General features: G+C 64.9%; 19 protein-coding genes. 6 read left to right on the top strand and 13 right to left on the bottom strand.

Features of this window, described 5'->3' with window-relative positions; genetic code table 11:
• Positions 1-128: 128 nt before the first annotated feature.
• The 5 genes from aftB to glf are packed head-to-tail and all read right to left on the bottom strand — an operon-like array spanning position 129 to position 6,749.
• Positions 129-2,084, bottom strand: coding sequence for a terminal beta-(1->2)-arabinofuranosyltransferase (gene aftB / locus B4400_RS12365; RefSeq protein WP_078311341.1), 1,956 nt, complete (start codon positions 2,082-2,084; stop codon positions 129-131).
• Between the two features lie 43 nt (positions 2,085-2,127).
• Positions 2,128-3,042, bottom strand: coding sequence for a decaprenyl-phosphate phosphoribosyltransferase (locus tag B4400_RS12370; RefSeq protein WP_078311342.1), 915 nt, complete (start codon positions 3,040-3,042; stop codon positions 2,128-2,130).
• Positions 3,039-3,602 carry a phosphatase PAP2 family protein gene (locus B4400_RS12375; RefSeq protein WP_078311343.1) on the bottom strand — a complete coding sequence of 188 codons (564 nt, stop codon included), beginning with the start codon at positions 3,600-3,602 and terminating at the stop codon, positions 3,039-3,041. The genes B4400_RS12370 and B4400_RS12375 overlap by 4 nt, the downstream gene beginning before the upstream one ends.
• Complete coding sequence (locus tag B4400_RS12380; protein ID WP_078311344.1) at positions 3,599-5,551, bottom strand: glycosyltransferase; 1,953 nt, start codon at positions 5,549-5,551, stop codon at positions 3,599-3,601. The genes B4400_RS12375 and B4400_RS12380 overlap by 4 nt, the downstream gene beginning before the upstream one ends.
• Entirely contained in the window at positions 5,544-6,749 is a 1,206-nt protein-coding gene (glf, locus tag B4400_RS12385; protein ID WP_078311345.1) for a UDP-galactopyranose mutase, read from the bottom strand. Before glf ends, B4400_RS12380 begins: the two co-directional genes overlap by 8 nt.
• A 275-nt stretch (positions 6,750-7,024) precedes the next feature.
• Here glf and B4400_RS12390 point away from each other — a divergent pair, with 275 nt between their 5' ends.
• Together B4400_RS12390 and B4400_RS12395 are read left to right on the top strand one after the other, a co-directional pair.
• The gene (locus B4400_RS12390; RefSeq protein WP_078311346.1) at positions 7,025-7,831 is read left to right on the top strand and encodes a hypothetical protein; all 807 of its coding nucleotides are present in this window, start codon (positions 7,025-7,027) and stop codon (positions 7,829-7,831) included.
• Between the two features lie 201 nt (positions 7,832-8,032).
• Positions 8,033-9,784, top strand: coding sequence for an N-acetylmuramoyl-L-alanine amidase (locus B4400_RS12395; RefSeq protein ID WP_078356018.1), 1,752 nt, complete (start codon positions 8,033-8,035; stop codon positions 9,782-9,784).
• 36 nt (positions 9,785-9,820) lie between these two features.
• On the opposite strand, the gene B4400_RS12400 is transcribed toward B4400_RS12395, so the two are convergent.
• Genes B4400_RS12400 through B4400_RS12415 form a run of 4 tightly spaced genes read right to left on the bottom strand, consistent with a single transcriptional unit; the run spans position 9,821 to position 13,004 of the window.
• The gene (locus B4400_RS12400) at positions 9,821-10,639 is read right to left on the bottom strand and encodes a Cof-type HAD-IIB family hydrolase (RefSeq protein WP_078311357.1); all 819 of its coding nucleotides are present in this window, start codon (positions 10,637-10,639) and stop codon (positions 9,821-9,823) included.
• Positions 10,636-11,400: a lysophospholipid acyltransferase family protein gene (locus tag B4400_RS12405; RefSeq protein ID WP_078311358.1), complete on the bottom strand. Its 765-nt coding sequence runs from the start codon at positions 11,398-11,400 to the stop codon at positions 10,636-10,638. Before B4400_RS12405 ends, B4400_RS12400 begins: the two co-directional genes overlap by 4 nt.
• Complete coding sequence (locus B4400_RS12410; protein WP_078290740.1) at positions 11,401-12,183, bottom strand: lysophospholipid acyltransferase family protein; 783 nt, start codon at positions 12,181-12,183, stop codon at positions 11,401-11,403.
• A 47-nt stretch (positions 12,184-12,230) separates the two neighbouring features.
• The gene (locus B4400_RS12415; protein ID WP_078311448.1) at positions 12,231-13,004 is read right to left on the bottom strand and encodes an SDR family NAD(P)-dependent oxidoreductase; all 774 of its coding nucleotides are present in this window, start codon (positions 13,002-13,004) and stop codon (positions 12,231-12,233) included.
• Between the two features lie 44 nt (positions 13,005-13,048).
• Between B4400_RS12415 and B4400_RS12420 the strand changes: the two genes are divergently transcribed.
• Together B4400_RS12420 and B4400_RS12425 are read left to right on the top strand one after the other, a co-directional pair.
• The gene (locus B4400_RS12420; protein ID WP_078311359.1) at positions 13,049-13,771 is read left to right on the top strand and encodes an aminoglycoside 3'-phosphotransferase; all 723 of its coding nucleotides are present in this window, start codon (positions 13,049-13,051) and stop codon (positions 13,769-13,771) included.
• Between the two features lie 47 nt (positions 13,772-13,818).
• Entirely contained in the window at positions 13,819-14,382 is a 564-nt protein-coding gene (locus tag B4400_RS12425; protein ID WP_078311360.1) for a CHAP domain-containing protein, read from the top strand.
• Here the strand turns inward: B4400_RS12425 and B4400_RS12430 are convergent, their stop codons facing one another.
• The 3 genes from B4400_RS12430 to B4400_RS12440 are packed head-to-tail and all read right to left on the bottom strand — an operon-like array spanning position 14,383 to position 16,673.
• On the bottom strand, positions 14,383-15,276 hold the full coding sequence (locus B4400_RS12430) for a LysR substrate-binding domain-containing protein (RefSeq protein ID WP_078311361.1): 894 nt from the start codon (positions 15,274-15,276) through the stop codon (positions 14,383-14,385).
• Between the two features lie 12 nt (positions 15,277-15,288).
• Positions 15,289-15,702: a tautomerase family protein gene (locus B4400_RS12435; RefSeq protein WP_078311362.1), complete on the bottom strand. Its 414-nt coding sequence runs from the start codon at positions 15,700-15,702 to the stop codon at positions 15,289-15,291.
• Positions 15,693-16,673 (bottom strand): NAD(P)H-dependent flavin oxidoreductase, encoded by a 981-nt coding sequence (locus B4400_RS12440; protein ID WP_078311363.1) that lies wholly within the window; start codon positions 16,671-16,673, stop codon positions 15,693-15,695. The genes B4400_RS12435 and B4400_RS12440 overlap by 10 nt, the downstream gene beginning before the upstream one ends.
• Before the next feature lie 130 nt (positions 16,674-16,803).
• Between B4400_RS12440 and B4400_RS12445 the strand changes: the two genes are divergently transcribed.
• Together B4400_RS12445 and B4400_RS12450 are read left to right on the top strand one after the other, a co-directional pair.
• A complete protein-coding gene (locus tag B4400_RS12445) occupies positions 16,804-17,517 on the top strand; it encodes an AAA family ATPase (RefSeq protein WP_078311364.1) in 714 nt (237 codons plus the stop codon).
• A complete protein-coding gene (locus B4400_RS12450; RefSeq protein ID WP_139361381.1) occupies positions 17,514-17,858 on the top strand; it encodes a hypothetical protein in 345 nt (114 codons plus the stop codon). The genes B4400_RS12445 and B4400_RS12450 overlap by 4 nt, the downstream gene beginning before the upstream one ends.
• Here the strand turns inward: B4400_RS12450 and B4400_RS12455 are convergent.
• Positions 17,817-18,296: a MarR family winged helix-turn-helix transcriptional regulator gene (locus tag B4400_RS12455; protein WP_078311366.1), complete on the bottom strand. Its 480-nt coding sequence runs from the start codon at positions 18,294-18,296 to the stop codon at positions 17,817-17,819. The genes B4400_RS12450 and B4400_RS12455 overlap by 42 nt on opposite strands.
• Position 18,297 lies beyond the last annotated feature (1 nt).

Raw genomic sequence — 18,297 nt, forward strand, 5'->3', positions numbered from 1 at the left:
CCTGAAGTGTCTGACACGGTCGTCTTCGTATCGCCACGACGGGGCCGCAGCGTTACCTAATTGGGATCTCGATTCGGACACGGAGACCTACCGGCACGGTCGCTTGTAGGGCCCCGACGGGGAACGCTCTAGGGACCGGTCGCCGGAAGCCCAGTGTACTGGGGGGTATCCAGCTTTGGCATCGGCAGACCGCATCGAGCCAGTTCAAAGCGCGGCACACGGTCGATTCGGTAAGTGGTGAAGTCCGCGGCGTGCAACAGATTGGACACGAAAAGCCGAGGTGAGAGCGGCCGGCGTATCGAACCCAACATCGCATCGGTCTGCGGGCATTTGAGCGCCTCCACGGCCTCCGCCACCCAGTCCTGGTCGATGTATCGCGGGATGTACGGGTAGCGCTTGAGCCAGGGTCCGTCGGCGATCATCCAGTCCGGGAAGAGGTTCTTGTCGTGGCCGATGCGTCCATCGGTGATGCGCGCAGTGTGTGCGGCCAACGGGTTGGCCAGGCCGATTTGGTCCACGATCCGCACATCCAGGCCCAGGTTCATGCCGAGCATGCCCAAGTTGGTGAACAGCACCGCGTGCGGCCCGCGATAACCATGCGGAATCGGAGGTGGCGGCGGGATGGCCGGCACCACATCCCACTGGTCGTAGTTCCCCGACGGGAGCAGTAACGCGCCATCCGGGGTGTTGTCGATGGCCACCAGCACCGCACGCATGCGCGGGTAGTTCAGGTAGTCCGCGGCGGTCAGCGGATGGGCGACACCGGTCGCCTGGGCGTAGAAACGCCGCTCATCGACGATGCCGCTATAGGTGACCTTGGTGCCATCCCCGCCCATTCCCGGGGAATTGGCCACCCACACCGACCAGCCGGCAATGCCGGCGAACAGGCCGACAGTGGCCGCGGTGAGCAGGCGAGCCTGCTTCGGAGTGAAGGCCGCACTGTCCGGAGCGGCCAGCGGAACCACCGAGATCGGCAGCAACAGGCAGAACACCGGCGTCAAGAGCACGCGGGCGTGCATGAAGTCCCCACCCTGGCGGATCCAGTACACGCCCTGGATGAATCCGCTCGCGAGCATGAAAAGAACTACAGCGGTGGGGTTTTGGATAAGACGTGCCAGCCAGCCGTATCCAGGGGCGGCCACCTGACGTACCCACCATTGACCGCGGCGAGCCTGGTAGGCGGCCACGCCGAGCGCGATGAGCAGGACCGCCGGAACCCAGATGAGATATGGCGAATTCATGTTCTGCAGGTAGACGAAGCCCTGTCCCCATTTGGAGCCCGACGCGTCCTTGGCGATCGCCGTACTCGGCACCAGCAGGCCGTAATAGCCCATCCGGAAGATCTGATACAGCACCGGCAATGCTCCACCGGCCGCCACGATGTACAACCGGATGGTGAACCCGCGCGCGGCGATCAACATCATCACCAGAAAGCCGCCGCCGATAAGCGCGAGCTCCGGACGGATCAGCACGCTCAGCCCGGCCAAAAAGGCCAGCCCTAACGTAAACCGCTTGCTCAGAACATCTTTCTGGTCTTTTTGGGCGGCATGCACGATCCGCGGGTCCACCGGCTGATGCGGGCCGCCGCGCCGATCCAGAGTCACCGGCATGCGCACGGCCTGCGCCCAGATCACCATCATGAGCCACAGCCCACCCAAATACGCCAGCACCAAACCGTTTTCAAGGCCAGAGGTGGCGAAGTCGCGGGCCGGAGGGATGGCGATGTACACCAGCATTCCGGCGGGCACCATGACGGCGGCGCGCCCGGCAAGCAGCGGCGCGTAGAGCCGGGCAGTGCCCAAGATGGCCAGCGCGACGCCGGCCAGACTCAGCACCAGCGACAGCGTCAGCGCCACGTACTCCAGGCGCATGCCTCCGCCGGCCCAACTACCCAGATACGTCAGATAGGTCCACACCGTGGAGGTATTGGCCTCTACCCGTTCTCCCTTATTGAAAACAGGACCGTTGCCCGCCAGCAGATTTCGCACGGTACGCAGCACGATGAGGCCGTCATCCGCTATCCAGCGCCGCTGCCAGGCACCCCAACCGAACAGCACGGTCACGGTGAGGACGCTGACCCACATGGTGAAGCGGGTCAGTCCATTCGTGCCCGGGCCGGGTTGGGTGTTAGGAGAAGTAGAAGGCCGCACCGAGTGATCCGATCCATGCGACGAACAGGAACTGCAGCACCCTGTCCCCCAGAGCGATCTCCTCGGGCTCGCCTGCCTCGCCCCCGTCGACATCTACCGCGTAACGCAGGATCGCGACGGTGAACGGAATCATCGATGCCACAAACCAGGATCCGGCGCGGTGGTCGCGTTCGAAGGCCCACAGCCCGTAACAGACCACGATGGCGGTGGCCGATAGCGTCCACACGAAACGCAGGTAGCTGGAGGTATATCCCTCGAGCGACTTACGGATCTTGGCACCCGTCTTCTCGACGATCTGCAACTCGGCATAGCGCTTACCCGCGGTCATCATGAGCGACCCGAAGGCCATGATCAGCAGGAACCACTGCGACAGATACACCCCGGCGGCCACACCACCGGCAATCGCCCGAATGAGATACGCCGACGAGACGATGCAGATATCGATGACCGGCTGGTGTTTCAGGCCGAAACAGTAGGCCAGCTGGATGGCGATGTAGATCGCTATCACGATGACCAGGTTGATGTTGACGCGCGATGCGATACCCAGCGATCCGGCAGCCAGCACAACCGCAAGCCCGTACGCGGCGGGGATCGGGAGCACACCCGCGGCGATCGGCCGGAATCGCTTGGTGGGGTGCTGCCGATCGGCATCCACGTCGCGGGCGTCGTTGATCAGATAGATGGACGAGGCCGCCATGCTGAACGCAACAAAGGCAATAGCGACCCGAATGAAAATGCCCCGGTAGTCGTGCGGCGAGATATCGCCGAGCGCCGCCAACGGCGCCGCGAAGACCAGGACGTTCTTCACCCACTGGCGCGGGCGCACCGCCTTGACGATCCCCGAAACGAGATTCTTGGGCGGGCCCGCCGTAGGAGTCGGTGCCTCACTCATCGCTGTTCCTCCTTGAGCGCCAGGCGAGCGTCCGCCCGACGAACGGCCGCGCCGATCAGTGCGCCAATCGCGGCGCCCGCGGCCACATCTGTGGGGTAATGCACGCCAAGAACCAACCGCGACAATGCCATCGGCGGAATCAGCAGCGCGGGCAGGGGCAATCCCGTCAGCGGCGCGAGCAGCACTGCCGCCGCCGCGGTCGAGGTGGCATGCGAAGAGGGGAAGCTCAACCGGCTTGGGGTACTGACATTCACCCGCACCGCCTCATGGCTGGGACGACGGCGACGCACCACACGCTTGATGATCACCGAGGCGGCATGGGCGCCAAAGGCGCCGGCGCCCGCCGCCAACCAGCTGCGACGACGGGGCTTGTCACTTTTGTTGATGGCCGCTCCGACCAGCGCCGCGGCCACCCATCCGATGCTGTGCTCACCGAAATGGGACAGCCCGCGAGCAGTGCTGAGCACCCCGGGCCGACCGGCGAGAGCCGACTGCACGGCGACCAGCACCGCGGTCTCACCCTGCGGCGCGGTCACCTCGCCCGGCAGCAGACCGGTCATGCACTCACCCCGGGATTCACCGACTGAGCCGCCGTGTTGTCCTTCTCGATGCCAAGGATGTTCTCCCACTGCTCTTTACTGGTCAGCGTCGGCAGCGCGTTGCGGTAGGTCTTGCGCATCTTGTTGAAATTACGCATCAGCTGCAGGTGGCGGCGCGCCGACGCGCGCAGCAGCTCGAACATCTTGGCGCGGTCACGCTGCCGGTACACCACGCCCCGCCCGTCGGCGGTGGTCACGGTGACACCATCGACACGGCACAGCAGGAACCAGCGAGCATCCTGGGTCGCCACATTCAGCTCCGGGCGCACGTGATGCGCGGGATCTTCCTTTTTGAGCTGGTGAATCACACCGCGGGAGAGTCGGAACCCGATGGCGGGCAACGAGACCGGCGGCCTATGCACCTTGCGGCGTCCAGACGGGGACGGCAGTGAGGTGGCTGTCGGGAGCACCACGGCGTCCGGGAACTCCTGGCGCATCTTGCGCACATCGGGCAGCGCCGACTCCAGAATCGATGCGATGTGCTCTGGCCCCGCCAGGAAGTCGTCAATGGCCCGGTTCTGGATGGCCACGGTCGAGTACTCGAGGCACAGCAGGTGTTTGAAGGTGGCCTTCAGCGAGCTGGCGAGCAGACCGCGGATCGGGTTGTCCCAGTGCAGTGCTGCCACCACCAGCCGGTTACGCAGGTGGAAGTAGGCCTGCCAGTCGATGGCGTCGTCCTTGTCGCTCCAGGCCATGTGCCAGATCGCGGTGCCCGGCATCGACGCGGTGCCGTAACCGTGCTCGTTGGCGCGGATCCCGTACTCGACGTCATCCCATTTGATGAACAGCGGCAGCGGCTGCCCCAGTTCCTCGGCGACAGCGCGCGGGATCATGCACATCCACCAGCCGTTGAAGTCGACATCGATGCGGCGGTGCAGCAGCTTACTGCGCTCCTCTTCGATGTCGCCCAGCGCGAACTTGGCGAAGTCGTGGTCGTACTCGGCGAACGGCGCATTGGTCCACATGAAGTTGTCACGGTTGACCATCTCGCCCATCACATGCAGGTGCGAGGGCTCCTGCAAGTTGAGCATCTGGCCACCGACGAGCATGGGGGCCTTGGCAAACCGGCTCAACGCCAGGGCCCGCAGGATCGAATCCGGCTCGATCCGGATGTCGTCGTCCATGTAGAGAATCTGCTCGCAGTCGGTGTTCTTGAGCGCCTCGTACATGACCCGGCTGTAGCCACCCGAACCGCCCAGGTTCGGCTGATCGAACACCCGGAGCCGGTCCCCCAGCGGTCCCGCGGCAGCGGCCCATTCCGGATGGTCCTTGGCCTTCTTGGTGCCCTGGTCCGGAACGATGACCGCGGTAATCACCTTGTCCACCTGCGGGTCCGAGGTAAGCGCCTTGAGGGCGTTCACGCAATCTCCGGGACGGTTGAAGGTGGGGATGCCCACGGTGATGCTGGCGCGGCCTGGTGCGGCGCTCGGCGCGTACCAGCCCGCGTTGTGCAGCGCGACCTCGGTATCGGAGGTGATGTCGAACCAGATCCAGCCGCCATCCTCGAATGCGTCCAGGCCGATCTCGAACTCGATCACCGCATTCTGGCCACTGAACTGGGTGCCGCCCACCGTGATTCGAGCTCCGGTGGCCTTAGTCCGGTACACATCGATGCGACCGGCCCCACTCAGTTCAATGTGCAGCACCACGTTTTCCAGCGTCGACCAGCGACGCCAGTAGCTCGCCGGGAAGGCGTTGAAGTAGGTCGCGAATGACACCTCGGACTCCGCGCCGATCTCCAGGGTGGTGCGGGTGGGCGCGTGCGCACGCTTGGCGTTGGTGTCGGACTCGACGATGTAGAGCTTGCGCACGTCGAGCGGTTCACCCGGCCGGGGCAGGATCACCCGGGACAGCAGGCTCACCGCATGCGATTCCGCCGAATCGATGGGGCCGAATGGAATATCACTCATTGTCGTCACCTCCGGACAAGGGTGCACCGTCGGCCAGGTGCGGCGCGAGCACGTTGTCGTACATGCTCAGCGCACTGGCGATCGCCATGTGCATATCGAGATACTGATAGGTACCCAGCCGGCCACCGAACAGCACCTTGGCCGAAGCTGTTTCCTGCTTGGCGCGGGCACGGTAGGCGGCCAGGATGGCCCGATCGGATTCTGTGTTGATCGGGTAGTACGGCTCGTCATTTCCCTCGGCGAACCGCGAGAATTCCCGCATGATCACGGTCTTATCCGTCGGATAGGCCCGTTCCGGATGGAAGTGACGGAACTCGTGGATCCGCGTGTAGGGGACGTCGGCGTCGTTGTAGTTCATCACCGGGGTGCCCTGGAAATCGCCGGTATCGAGCACCTCGACCTCGAAGTCCAGAGTGCGCCAACCCAACTGGCCCTCCGCGTAGTCGAAGTAGCGATCCAACGGCCCGGTGTACACAACCGGAGCATGAGGCGACTGCGTGCGCAGGTCTTTCTGGACTTCGAACCAGTCGGTATCCAGGCGCACCTCGATCCGATCGTCGGCGGCCATGTTCTGCAGCCATGCGGTGTACCCGTCGACCGGCAGTCCTTCGTAGGTGTCGTTGAAGTACCGGTTGTCAAAGGTGTAGCGCACCGGCAGCCGGGTGATGTTCCCGGCGGGCAGCAGCTTGGGGTCGGTCTGCCACTGCTTGGCGGTGTACGCCTTGACGAACGCCTCATACAGCGGGCGACCGATCAGCGATATCGCCTTTTCCTCAAGGTTGGTGGCGTCCTCGGTGGTGATCTCGGCGGCCTGCTCGGCGATGAGCGCGCGGGCCTCGTCCGGGGTGAAGTAGCGGCCGAAGAACTGTGAGACCAGCCCCAGGCCCAACGGGAACTGATAGGACTGCCCGTTGTGCATCGCGAAAACGCGGTGCTGGTAGCCGGTGAACTCGGTGAACTGCCGTACGTAGTCCCAGACTCTCTTATTAGAGGTGTGGAACAGGTGGGCGCCGTACTTGTGCACCTCTATACCGGTCTGCGGCTCGGGCTCGGAGTAGGCGTTACCACCGATGTGGTGACGCCTCTCGACGACGAGCACCTTCTTGTTCAGTTGCGTGGCCGCGCGCTCGGCGATGGTGAGGCCGAAAAACCCGGATCCGACGACGATCAGGTCGAACTGTTGGTTTTCTCCGGTCACGTGCAGTCAGGGTACTGGACCGGCACCACGAGCCCCGGACAGCGACATCCGCCCCGCGTGGAACGTGCCCGTCAGGGTTCGCAGGTACGGATCCGGTCGCGATTGGCTCACGATTTGATTTCGTCCCTCTAGTCACACCAGTAACTCTGGTTACCATCGAAAGCGTCGGTTCCGGTGCCGATCCGCCGATCCGACACCCAACGGGAAATCCCGTGAAAGAACACGCAAAACCGCAGTACACCATAAGTGATCGACCCGATATTGAGGAGACTTCCGTGCCTAATCGTCGCCGCCGCCGGCTTTCGACAGCCTTGAGCTCGGTCGCCGCGCTGGCCGTTGCAAGTCCGTTTGCCATCGCCCTCGCGACCAACATGACCCAGGCCGCCGCGCCCGCACCTTCACAGCAGGAATTCGTGCAGGCCGCGATCGTGTCGGACCTCCCCGGCGAGCTCATGGGCGCAGTTCAACAGATGACGTCACAGTTCGGCGTGCAGATCCCCGGGCTTTCCGGTCTCAACATCCCCGGCCTGGGTGGTGGCGGGCTCGGTAGCCTCGGCGGCGCCAACCCGGCGCTCGCCCCCGGCGGTCTCACCACGCCGGGCGGTCTGACCAGCCCGTCCACGTCGCTGACGAACCCCGCTCTGACCAACCCCGGCCTCACCAGCCCGGGAGGAGCCACCACGCCGAGCCTTACCGATCCGGCGCTGACCAACCCCGGCCTGACCAACCCGGCCGCCCCGGCGAGCACCGCGGGACTCACTCCCGCGACGGGCGTGAACCCGGCGCTGACCGATCCGGCCGCAGGCACCGCGGGTCTGACTTCCCCCGCTGGCGAAGTCCCGATCACGCCAAACCCCGCACTGGGCACCGGCCTGACCAACCCGGCACTTGCCGACCCCTCGCTGGCGGGCCTCGGTACGCCCAGCGGACTCGGCGGCGGCAGCGGACTCGGTGGCGGCAGCAGCCTGATCAGCGACGCGATGGGGGCCGTCAACCAGCTGGGCATCACCCAGGCGGTTGACCTCATCAAGGGCGCCATCCCGGCGGCCGCCTCCGCGGCGGCTCCGGCGCCGGCCGGCTAGGCCCGACACACAAGCTAGATAGCGAAACGGCACCGCAGGGCATAGAGGCTCTGCGGTGTCGTTGCGTGTGACCAACCCGCCAAATATCAAGATCGACATTTGACGCGTGTCGAATCACTAGTCACATTTGTCCCATACGTAACATCCCTGGTGGTCGTGTCGCTCCTTGCGGCGCGTCCGGTGTGATCCAGGAGAGACGACGTGCCAGTACGAGTCAGCAAGATGCCCATGAGACGGCAGCTTGCGCTGGCTCTTGCCGCGACCGCGACGGTCATGACCGTCAGCGTGGTCGATCACCTCAAGACCGAGCAGGCCGAAGAGACCGCCATCACCACGCAGTCCTTGCAGAATGCCGCGACGCACGACGTGCTGACCGCCGAGGTCGGACTACCCGGCCAGAACACACCGGCCACCGTGCACGACATTCAGCAGGCCGACTCCTTCAGCCTTATCGCCGTCCGTGGTGAGGACCTGGCCTCCGTGAACGTTTCTGTGCGGGCACAACAAGCCGACGGCGGCTGGGGGCAGTGGTACGAACTCCACCCCGTTGAGTCGGGCGATCCGGTGGCCCCAGACAAGGGAATCCCCGCGGCGACCGAACCGGTATTTGTCGGCACCACTCATTCCGCCCAGATTGCGGTGCAACCCAGGTACGGCGCCAACGTGAAGCCGCCGGCCGCCGACGGTGGCCGGACATCGGCCGCCCCCGGTTTGGGTTACCGGCCCGCGAGCATCGAGCAGCCCTTGACCACCGGACTCGATGCCATCCTGATCAGCCCCAAGCTGGCGCCCCCCGATGGAGCACGGTTCGAAGAGCGCTGGTCGGCACCGATAGCGCTGCCCCAAGCGGGCCCGCGGATCATCACGCGCGCCCAATGGGGCGCCAACGAATCAGACCGCTGCCCACCGGTTTACAACAGAGACGTGCGCGCGGGAGTGGTCCACCACACCGCCGGAAGCAACAACTACTCGCCCTACGATTCCGCCGCCATCATCCGGGCGATCTACGCGTATCACACCAAAACTCTCAAGTGGTGCGACATCGCCTACAACGTGCTGGTGGATAAGTACGGGCAGATCTTCGAGGGCCGCTTCGGCGGTATCACCAACAACGTGCAGGGCGCACACACCGGCGGATTCAACGAGCACAGCTGGGGCCTCGCGCTGATCGGTGACTTCACTCGCGACGAGCCCTCCCCCGCAATGCTGCAATCCGCAGGCCGCATGCTGGGTTGGCGCCTGCGGCTCGCCGGCGTGGATCCGCGCGGACAAGTGGACCTGACCTCGGAGGGCGGCCCCTTCACCACCGTGCCCGGAGGAAAAGTCGTCACGCTGCCAACGATTTTCACGCACCGTGACGTCGGAAACACCGAATGCCCAGGTGAAGCCGCCTACCGATTGATCCCCCGGCTGCGCGATATCGCGGCCGGCGCCGCCAACGGAGACCCGCCGGATCTCGTCGACGCGATGCGCGGCGGCGCCATCTACGACACCTGGATGCGGCTGGGCAGTACCGACAGCACGCTGGGCGCACCCACATCCACGGAACAACAGGCCGCCGGCGACGCCCGCTTCGCCACCTTCCGCAACGGGGCGATGTACTTCTCGCCCGGCACCGGCACCTACCCTGTCGTCGGGGCGATCTACCACGCCTGGGCCGAAACAAATTTCGAGCGTGGGCCGTTGGGGCTTCCTGTGAGCGACGAGCTGGGCGAGCCGAACATCATCGTGCAGAACTTCCAGAACGGATCCCTAATCTACGACCGGGCCAGCGGACGGGTGTCGAGTGTGATCAACGGGGAGACCCGCGAGGTACTCGGGGTGGCACCGGTGGCACAGAACGCCTTGCCCGAACAGTTCTCAGCCCCTGCCGCGCCCGCCGCACCGCCACCACCCGCACCGGCGCCGCCTCCCCCGCCGCCACCGGTCGAACAGTTCGCACCCGCCGCCTAACGCGTCATCGGAAGCGCCAGCACGAACGTAACCGCCTCAGCCCCACCAACGTTCGAGAACCTTGGCCACCCCATCATCGTCGTTGGTGGCCGTGATCTCGTCGGCGGCTGCGCGCGCCTCCGGGTGCGCGTTACCCATCGCCACCCCGTGCCCGGCCCAGCGGAGCATGGCCACGTCATTGGGCATATCGCCAAAGGCGATGACCGATTCCGGCTGCACCCCAGCCTGATCCGCTACCACGGCGATTCCGCTGGCCTTGCTGATTCCGGTGGGCATCACCTCGATGAGCCCGTTATCGGTGGAGTAGGTGATGGCCGCTCCCGCCTCGGTCACCAGCGGCGCGAGGATCTCAGCCATCTCCGAGCTACGCGCTCCGGCCTTGCGCACCAGCAGCTTCACCGCTGGAAAGCTCAGCAGGTCCTCCAGAGACACCTCGGTGTTGTCGGGGTTCAGCCAGGCATGCTCGTATCCGGGAGAACTGACGAATTGCGGTGTCGCGGCATCGTGTGCACTGCGACCGACCCGCTCCACCGCGAGGCCCACCCCGGGGATGGCGGCTTGCGCAACCTCCGCCAGCACGGCAAGCTCCGCCGGGCCCAGCGTGGCCGCCGAGATGATCCGGTCACTGTCCGCGTCGTACAGAACGGATCCATTGGCGCACACCGAGATCGGCGCGAAGCCGAGAGCCTCGACGATCGGGGTGATCCAACGGGGCGGACGCCCGGTGGCGAGGATGAACGTGGCACCCGATTCGACCGCGGCGGTGATGACCGCGCGAGTGCGCGCAGACAGCAGCTCGTCGGAATCGATCAGCGTCCCGTCCACGTCGGACGCGATAAGGGTGGGAGGAGTCACGGGCGGCCCGGCCCCGTCTTCTTCTGGGCCCTCTTCCGGGCGCGTTCTGCCAATTCCGCCTCCTCGAGCGCGGCGGCTTCCTCCAGGGTGGGGGCGCTACCGCCCAGGCGCCTGGGCAGCCAGTACGCGCCCGGTTCCGTCGGGTAGTCCCGCTGCGCCTGGGTCAGCAGCTGCTCCATGGCGTCATGCAACTCGGCCGTCGTGCGATCGATATCCGGGGATGCCGCCAGCGGCGGACCGACGGTGACATTGACAGGGATTTTACTGTGCCCCAGGTCTTTTGGATGATCCTTGGTCCAGATGCGCTGAGCCCCCCAGACGATGAGCGGAACGATCGGTACGCCGGCCTCATGAGCCATCCGGGCGGCGCCGCTCTTGAACTCCTTGAGCTCGAAGCTACGGCTGATGGTGGCCTCCGGGTACACCCCGACGATCTCGCCGCTACGCAGGCTGTCCACCGCCGCCTCGTAGGCGCCGTGGCCCGCGCTGCGGTCGACGGGAATCGCCTTGGCATGTTTGATCAGGAAGTTCATGATGGGCACCTCCTGCATCTCTGCCTTGAGCATGAACCGCAGCCGCCGACCGGCGCGGACCGTCGCCAAACCCGCCGGAAGAAAGTCGACGTAACTGGTGTGGTTGATCGCGATCACCGCACCACCGCCGGACGGGACCTGCTCCAGACCTCGATATCTGATCACGGTCCCCGTGAGGAAGACCGCCGTATTGGCCGTGATTTCGAGGAGTCGGTAAACCGGTTCCATCTAGCTGTCTTTCTGGGCCTGCTTTTCTGCCTCGCGAGCGGCGCGTTGTGCCTTGCGCTCGGCAGCGTCCTGGGCATCCCACTGCGCGGCCTCGGCCAAGGTCGGCGCGGACCCACCCAGCCGATGCGGCACCCAGTACTCTCCTGCCGGATGCTGGCCGTAGTCGTCCTGCACCTCCAGCAGCAGGTGCTGCATGCGAGCGTGCAGAAGAGCGGTGAGCTCCGAAACCGGCAGCGTCGGCTCGATAGGTGCGCCCACAGCGATAGAGATCGGCGTATTGGTGCGACCGAGATTCTTGGGATGCCCCTTGGTCCAAATGCGCTGCGCACCCCAGACGACGTGCGGAACGATCGGCACACCGGCCTCGATGGCCATGCGTGCCGCCCCTGATTTGAATTCCTTGATCTCAAAGCTGCGGCTGATGGTGGCCTCCGGGTACACCCCCACCAGTTCACCGGCCTTGAGCTTGTCGACCGCCTCGGCGTAGGACGCGGCACCGTCCACGCGGTCGACCGAGATATGCCGGCAGCCCCGCATGATGGGGCCGGTGATCTTGTTGTCGAAGGTTTCCTTCTTGGCCATGAACCGCACCTTGCGCCCCTTTTTCTGAAGGAACGCCGGCAGCCCGGCGAAGGTGAAATCCATGTATCCGGTGTGGTTGATCGCCACAACCGCCCCGCCTTCAGTCGGCAGGTTCTCGACACCCGTAACGGTGAATTTCAGGCCTTGAATGGCCCAGACGGTACGGGCAAGCCCGATCACCGTTCCATAAACAGGCTCCACGTGACGAGCCTAGCGCTGGTGGTCCACCCGGTGCACTCGATACCCGTCTAACGCTGCACGAGACCGCCACCGTCGGCCACGATCACCTGACCCGTGATGAACGAGCCCGCGTCCGACAACAGCAGTAGCGCCGGTCCGATCATCTCGTCGGTGGACGCCAGGCGCCCCATGAAGGACTGCGCGGCCATGGCGTCGATGACCTCCTGCGGGTTCTGCTGCAGCATGTAGGTATCGACAGTGCCGGGCGCCAGCGCGTTCACCCGGATGCCTCGCCCGGTGTACTCGGCGGCCATCGACCGGGTGAAGGACATGAGCGTGGCCTTCATGGCCGCGTACATCGACAACATCGGCACGTACTGAAAAGCGGCCACCGACACCACGTTGAGCACCGAGGCATGCTCACTGGCAGTGAGATGCGGCAACGCCGCCTGCACCAGGAATATCGGCCCGCGCACATTGACGTCGAACGACTTGCCCAGCGCCTCAGGCGTGTAGCTGCCCATGGGCTGCGCGACCGGGTTGGCGGCCGCGTTGACCACGATGTCGATGCCGCCGTACTCGTCGACCGTGCTCGCGACCAAACCGTCGATATCACTCAGGTCGCCCATGTGGGCGGGCACGCCGAGGGCCCGATACCCCTTGTCCTGTAGCCCCTTCGCCGCGGTGGTACAGGCATCGGCCTTGCGGCTGGACACCACCACCGATGCCCCGCAGGCACCGAGAGCCTCGGCTATTGCGTACCCGATTCCGCGGGTCCCACCGGTAACAATCGCGGTACGTCCCGACAAGTCGTAGAGCGTCTGGAAGTCATTGAGGTTCACGCCCGGCACGCTACCCGTCGCCCGATGACGGGCAGACTGGAACGGTGACGATTCCGATCGAGCCGGTGACCATTCCCGAGATCGTGTCCCATATCGCAGCGGGACGGCCGATACTCCCGGTGTGGGACAACGAAATTGGCGGCCACACGTTTCAGATCGGCGACGGGCCAGGCCGTGAATTCATCAAGGTGTCGGAGCCTCATCCGGCGATTGACCTGCGTGTCGAGGCCGAAAAGCTCGCCTGGGCAGGCCACTACACCACGGTTCCCGTGGTCCTGGGTGTCGACACCGGCGGTCCGCTGCATTGGCTGCACACCGCCGGTGTCGACGGCAACAGCGCGGTGGTGCCCCGCTGGATCAACGACCCCGGGCCCGCAGTGCGCGCCATCGGTTCCGGGCTGCGCGCGCTGCATGACCGGCTGCCCGCGGACGACTGCCCCTACAGCTGGGCGGTGGCCGATCGAGTGGCCCGTCTCGTCAATCCCGAGGGGCTGACGCACCACCCGCCGATCGATCGCCTGGTGGTGTGTCACGGTGACGCGTGTGCGCCCAACACTCTCGTGGATGACGCCGGGAACTGTTGTGGCCATGTCGATTTCGGCGATATGGGAGTTGCCGATCGCTGGGCGGACCTTGCGGTGGCCAGCTGGTCATTGGAATGGAACTACGGTGCGGGCTGGGACGCCACTTTCTTCGAGGCGTACGGCGTCGCGGAGGACTCTGAGCGCATGGCCTACTACCGGCGCCTATGGGACTCCGAAGATTAACCCTGCCTAGAGGCAGCGGACCGGCGGATTTCCGTAACCTGGATCGCATGCGTCTCTCGACCCGCCGGGCCTTGATACTGATTGCACTCGTCGCGACCTTGGTGGTGGCGGCGGGCGGCGCCCTCGGTTTCTACCGTTCCCGCACCGCTAGCCCGGAATTTCCCGTGGTCGACACCTCCGCGCTATCCCCCGGGCGTGCCGCCGTGGTGCGGATTCTCGGGCACGAGTACGAGACGCAGGCCGGGATGGCCAAGTACTCCGACGGCAACGACGAGCCATGGTGCGCCGACTTCACCAGTTGGGTGATGCGCGAGTCCGGCAAGCCGTTCTCCAACCCAAACTCCGGGAACTGGCGCATCCCCGGGGTGCTGACATTGACCGCATACCTCAAGAACGAGAGGCGTTACGAGACCCCCGACTACAGCCCAAAGCCCGGCGACATGGTGCTGTATGACGAACCGAGCCCGAAGGGCCAGCATGTCAACATCGTCCTGATCAACGACAACGGCACCCTCACCACGGTCGGTGGCGGCGAGGGCAGGGGAGTCGGGTTGTCGACCTATGTGGCCGCCGAAGACTCGGGGATCACCGGGTACGGACGTTACGAATGATCACCGCGCCACCGATCGCAACATCGTGGGGTTATCGGCGCGCTGCAGGTGGCGCAGGAACTGCGACATCGCGGGTGAGACGGCCGAGTCCGCACGTCGGATGAACAGCGTCTCGACTCGGGCCCGTGTCGGCGTCAACTGGTGCATCCGCAACAGCGAGGCCCGCTGCGAAGCGGAAACGACCCCGACGGGAAGCAGTGTCACACCCATATCGGCCGCGACGCATCCGAGAATTCCTTCCAGACTGCCGAACTCAAGAACCTGCGGGTCCGCGACATCGTGGTCGGCGAAAATCTCGTGCAGCCGGTCGCGGTAGGCGCAGCCGTTGCGGAAGACGAGTATTCGCGTCGACGTGTCGAAGACTTCCCGGCTGTCGGCATGACGTTGGGCGGTGACCAGCACCAGCTCTTCCACAAAGGCTAAATCCGTTACAAGAGAACTATTCTCGATGGGTCCGCAGACAAATCCGCCATCCAGTCGATGGTCGTTCACCATGGCGGTCAACTCGGCCGTGGTGCCCGTGGTAAGCGTGAAGTCGACTCGCGGGCAGTCAGCGGCATACGCGGCCAGGATGCCGGGCAGGCGCAGGCCCGCCGTGGTCTCCATGGCTCCGATCGCCAGCGTCCCGGTGGGTTCGGCCTCATCGCCGACTACCTGAGCGGCTTCCCTCAGCAGTGCCGTGATTCGTTCGGCATACGGCAGAAAGGCTTCCCCAGCGTTGGTCAGGGTCACTCCACGCGCGTGCCGACGAAACAGCTCGACACCGAGTTCGTCTTCCAGCGCCTTGATGTGGGTGCTGACGTTCGACTGCACGGTGTGGAGCTGCTTCGACGCATGGGAGATACCACCGGCCTCGGCGACCGCGAGGAAATGCGTGATGTCACTGAGCTCCATACCCGGAGTCAATCACGCGTTCGCAACGGCCGGAACCGCCAGTTCGCCGGTGACGTATTGCGCCTGGCCGAAGCCGAAAGACCAATCCTGGGGTCCGTTTTCGCTGATCGCCGCGAATAGATCCGCGCCTGCCACGCCCACGGCGGCCAGCTTGGCGGCCAGTGAGGCGAAGACCTTCTGTTTGGTCTCCGTCGTCCGGCCCGCTTGGGTGAAGATATGCACGATCACCAGCTGGGCCGATCGGCGAAATCCCAGTCCCGCATCCTCGGCGATGATATCCGTCGAGGCGTGCGCGGTAATGATCTGGAATCGGTCTCGCACAGGGATTTTCAAGACCTCTACTAGGGCCTCGTGCACCGCGTCGGCGATGGCGCGCTGCTGTTCTCGCGTCCGATCCGAGGTCACGTCGATACGCACTAATGGCATGGGTTGACTCCTTGGTGTGTCGGGTTGATAGCGGCGGCCTGGGCCACCATGGAATGGATGATGTCGGCGGCACTCTCGACACTCCGTATCTGACCAATGCCCTCGCCGACAATCAGATTCGCGACGGTGTAATCCTCACCGGCCAAACCTTTCTGGTAATCGATACGGGCCCGGTCAAGATGTCTGATGAGCTCGGCCTCGTGGTCATGCCACGTGTTGACGAAGTCATTGCGCAACACCCTGCCGCTGTACGCAGGCGGCCAACTCTTGCCGCGCACAATGTCGTAGACATGTTGGCGGATGGTGTCATCGCCACCGGCCTGAAGGGCATATCGCTGGGCGGCCGCAGAGATCGCCGCTTCCTGCGCGGCCAGAAAGCGCGTCCCGACCAATGCACCGTCGGCACCCAGGGCCAGCGCGGCAGCCAGGCCGCGACCATCGGCCACCCCGCCTGCGGCCAAAACCAGCACCTGAGGCGCATTTTTTGCGACGACGTCCACAATCTCGGGCACCAGGGTGAATGTTGATCGTTGTCCGGCCCCGTGTCCGCCCGCTTCTCCCCCTTGAGCCGCGATGACGTCGGCACCCACCGCGATGGCCCGGGAAGCCTGCTCGATGTTGTGGACCTGGCAGATCAGAGGCACCCCGGCGGCCCGGATCCGCGGCGCATAGGGCGCGGGGTCGCCGAACGACAGGAAGATCGCCGCGGGATTCTGTGCCAACACGAAATCAAGGACATGTTCGTTGCCGTTCAGGGTCCAGGTGATGAACCCGCATCCCACGGCACCGCGCGCCCGTTCGAACTGTTGGCGAATCCACGTCTCGTTCGCGTAGCCGCCGCCGAGTAGGCCCAACCCACCCGCCGCGCCGACGGCGCTCGCGAGGCGCGCATCGGCGACACCATCCATCGGCGCCAGGACCACCGGATGCTCGATGCCGAAGTGGTGGGTCAACCGAGTTTTCAAGGTCATGTCTCAACCGTAGATTCGTGAGAAACCCCAGGTCCAACGGTTCCTCACGATAGGAGTGTTCTGTTTTTCAGAACGATCTAGAGATTACATCCCTTGCCTTGAGAAGGCTGAGTCCCGATACCATCGAGGAGTGATCCTGCGCCAGATCGCGATCAATCGTGAAAAGCAGCCCGATGCTTGGTATTTGGACATTCCGTCGATTGCGCAGATCGCGGCGAAGCCCCTACAGCTGACCACCGGCGTCACCGTGATCGTCGGAGAGAACGGGTCGGGCAAGTCCACCTTCCTGGAGGCGGTGGCCTCCTCGTGGCGGTCGCGACTGCCCTACGCCGTCACTCATTGGGGCGCTCCCGGCGGAACCGAGGACACCGACCTGCACCGGGCCGTCTCCTTCGACGCCGAGCACCCGCGCCCCGGCGGGGGTTGCTTCCTGCGGGCCGAGGCGATGCACCAGCTGTTCACGGCGGTAGACCAACGCACCCCGGAACAGATATTCGACGGCAGACTCAACGAGCGCTCCCATGGGGAGTCCTTCCTGGCGTACCTTGCCGAACGGGACATGGAACGCGGGCTGTTCATCCTCGACGAGCCCGAGGCGGCGCTGTCCTTCACCTCATCCCTGCAGTTGATGGCGATGCTCGACGGCGAGATCTCCGCCGGATCTCAGGTCATCATGGCTACCCACTCACCTGTACTGGCGGCCTTCCCCGGCGCCACCATTCTGGAGTTCGGGGAAGACGGTGTACAGCAACGAGACTGGGAGGATCTGGCGATGGTGGGGCACTGGCGACGCTTTCTTGCCGATCCACGCGTCTATCTGCGGCACTTGTTCGAGACCGAATGATGCAACGGGACATGCGCTGTGCGGTACTGGGCGCCGCCTGCGCGATCGGATTCAGTCCTGCTGCGGCGGCGCTGACTGTGGTCGCATACCGGTTTCCGGTGCCGATGACGGGTTACGTCAGCGGTCCAGCCAATATCTGGGCAGCGATGTTCGGCGCCGTTTTCTACTTGGTGCTGGGCGGTTTCGCCGTCATCGGCGGCTTCGGAGCCGGAGCCGGGCTGTTGGCGGAACGGCTACGATCACACCACGCAGTGCCCTACACGGTCGGCGCCTCGTTCGTCGTCGCGCTATTGGGCGCGCTATCCCTTGCCCTGTTGGAACACGCCGTCGGGGTCTGGTGACCGATCGACCAGCGATGCCATCCGGCGGGTGAGGCCTTCGAGGATCTCGGCGGCCTCGGCAAGAGTGCGCTGCTCCTCGGGCGGCAACGTACTCAGCCACGGATCTAGAACGCTCTGCCGCTCGGCACGCATGGCAACAAGGGCCTCACGTCCCACCATGGTCAGCTTGATGCGCTGCGCTCGCTTGTCGGCGGGATCGACCCGCCGCTCGACATACCCGACATCCTGGAGCCGCTTTAATTGCACGGTCATAGTGGGCTGGCTGCAGTGGTCAGCCTGCGCCAGGTCCGAGATCCGCGCGTCCTCCATCTCCCCGACGAGTGCCAGTAGTCGCGCCTGCCCGGTAGGTACAGGCAGCTCAGCCTGGCTGGACACCCAGCGGTTGAGCCGCGCGATCACGGTCAGTACGTCGGCGGTGAGGCCATCGGTGGTGGACACA

Source organism: Mycobacterium sp. D16Q13 (genome assembly GCF_002013375.1).
GTDB lineage: Bacteria > Actinomycetota > Actinomycetes > Mycobacteriales > Mycobacteriaceae > Mycobacterium.

Coding starts and splice junctions, on each gene's coding strand:
- B4400_RS12375 (WP_078311343.1), bottom strand. CDS start 3,602: ATGACCGGTCTGCTGCCGGGCGAGGTGACCGCGCCGCAGGGTGAGACC.
- B4400_RS12370 (WP_078311342.1), bottom strand. CDS start 3,042: ATGAGTGAGGCACCGACTCCTACGGCGGGCCCGCCCAAGAATCTCGTT.
- B4400_RS12440 (WP_078311363.1), bottom strand. CDS start 16,673: ATGACCTTGAAAACTCGGTTGACCCACCACTTCGGCATCGAGCATCCG.
- B4400_RS12380 (WP_078311344.1), bottom strand. CDS start 5,551: ATGAGTGATATTCCATTCGGCCCCATCGATTCGGCGGAATCGCATGCG.
- B4400_RS12430 (WP_078311361.1), bottom strand. CDS start 15,276: ATGGAGCTCAGTGACATCACGCATTTCCTCGCGGTCGCCGAGGCCGGT.
- B4400_RS12405 (WP_078311358.1), bottom strand. CDS start 11,400: ATGGAACCGGTTTACCGACTCCTCGAAATCACGGCCAATACGGCGGTC.
- B4400_RS12425 (WP_078311360.1), top strand. CDS start 13,819: ATGCGTCTCTCGACCCGCCGGGCCTTGATACTGATTGCACTCGTCGCG.
- B4400_RS12450 (WP_139361381.1), top strand. CDS start 17,514: ATGATGCAACGGGACATGCGCTGTGCGGTACTGGGCGCCGCCTGCGCG.
- B4400_RS12435 (WP_078311362.1), bottom strand. CDS start 15,702: ATGCCATTAGTGCGTATCGACGTGACCTCGGATCGGACGCGAGAACAG.
- aftB (WP_078311341.1), bottom strand. CDS start 2,084: ATGTGGGTCAGCGTCCTCACCGTGACCGTGCTGTTCGGTTGGGGTGCC.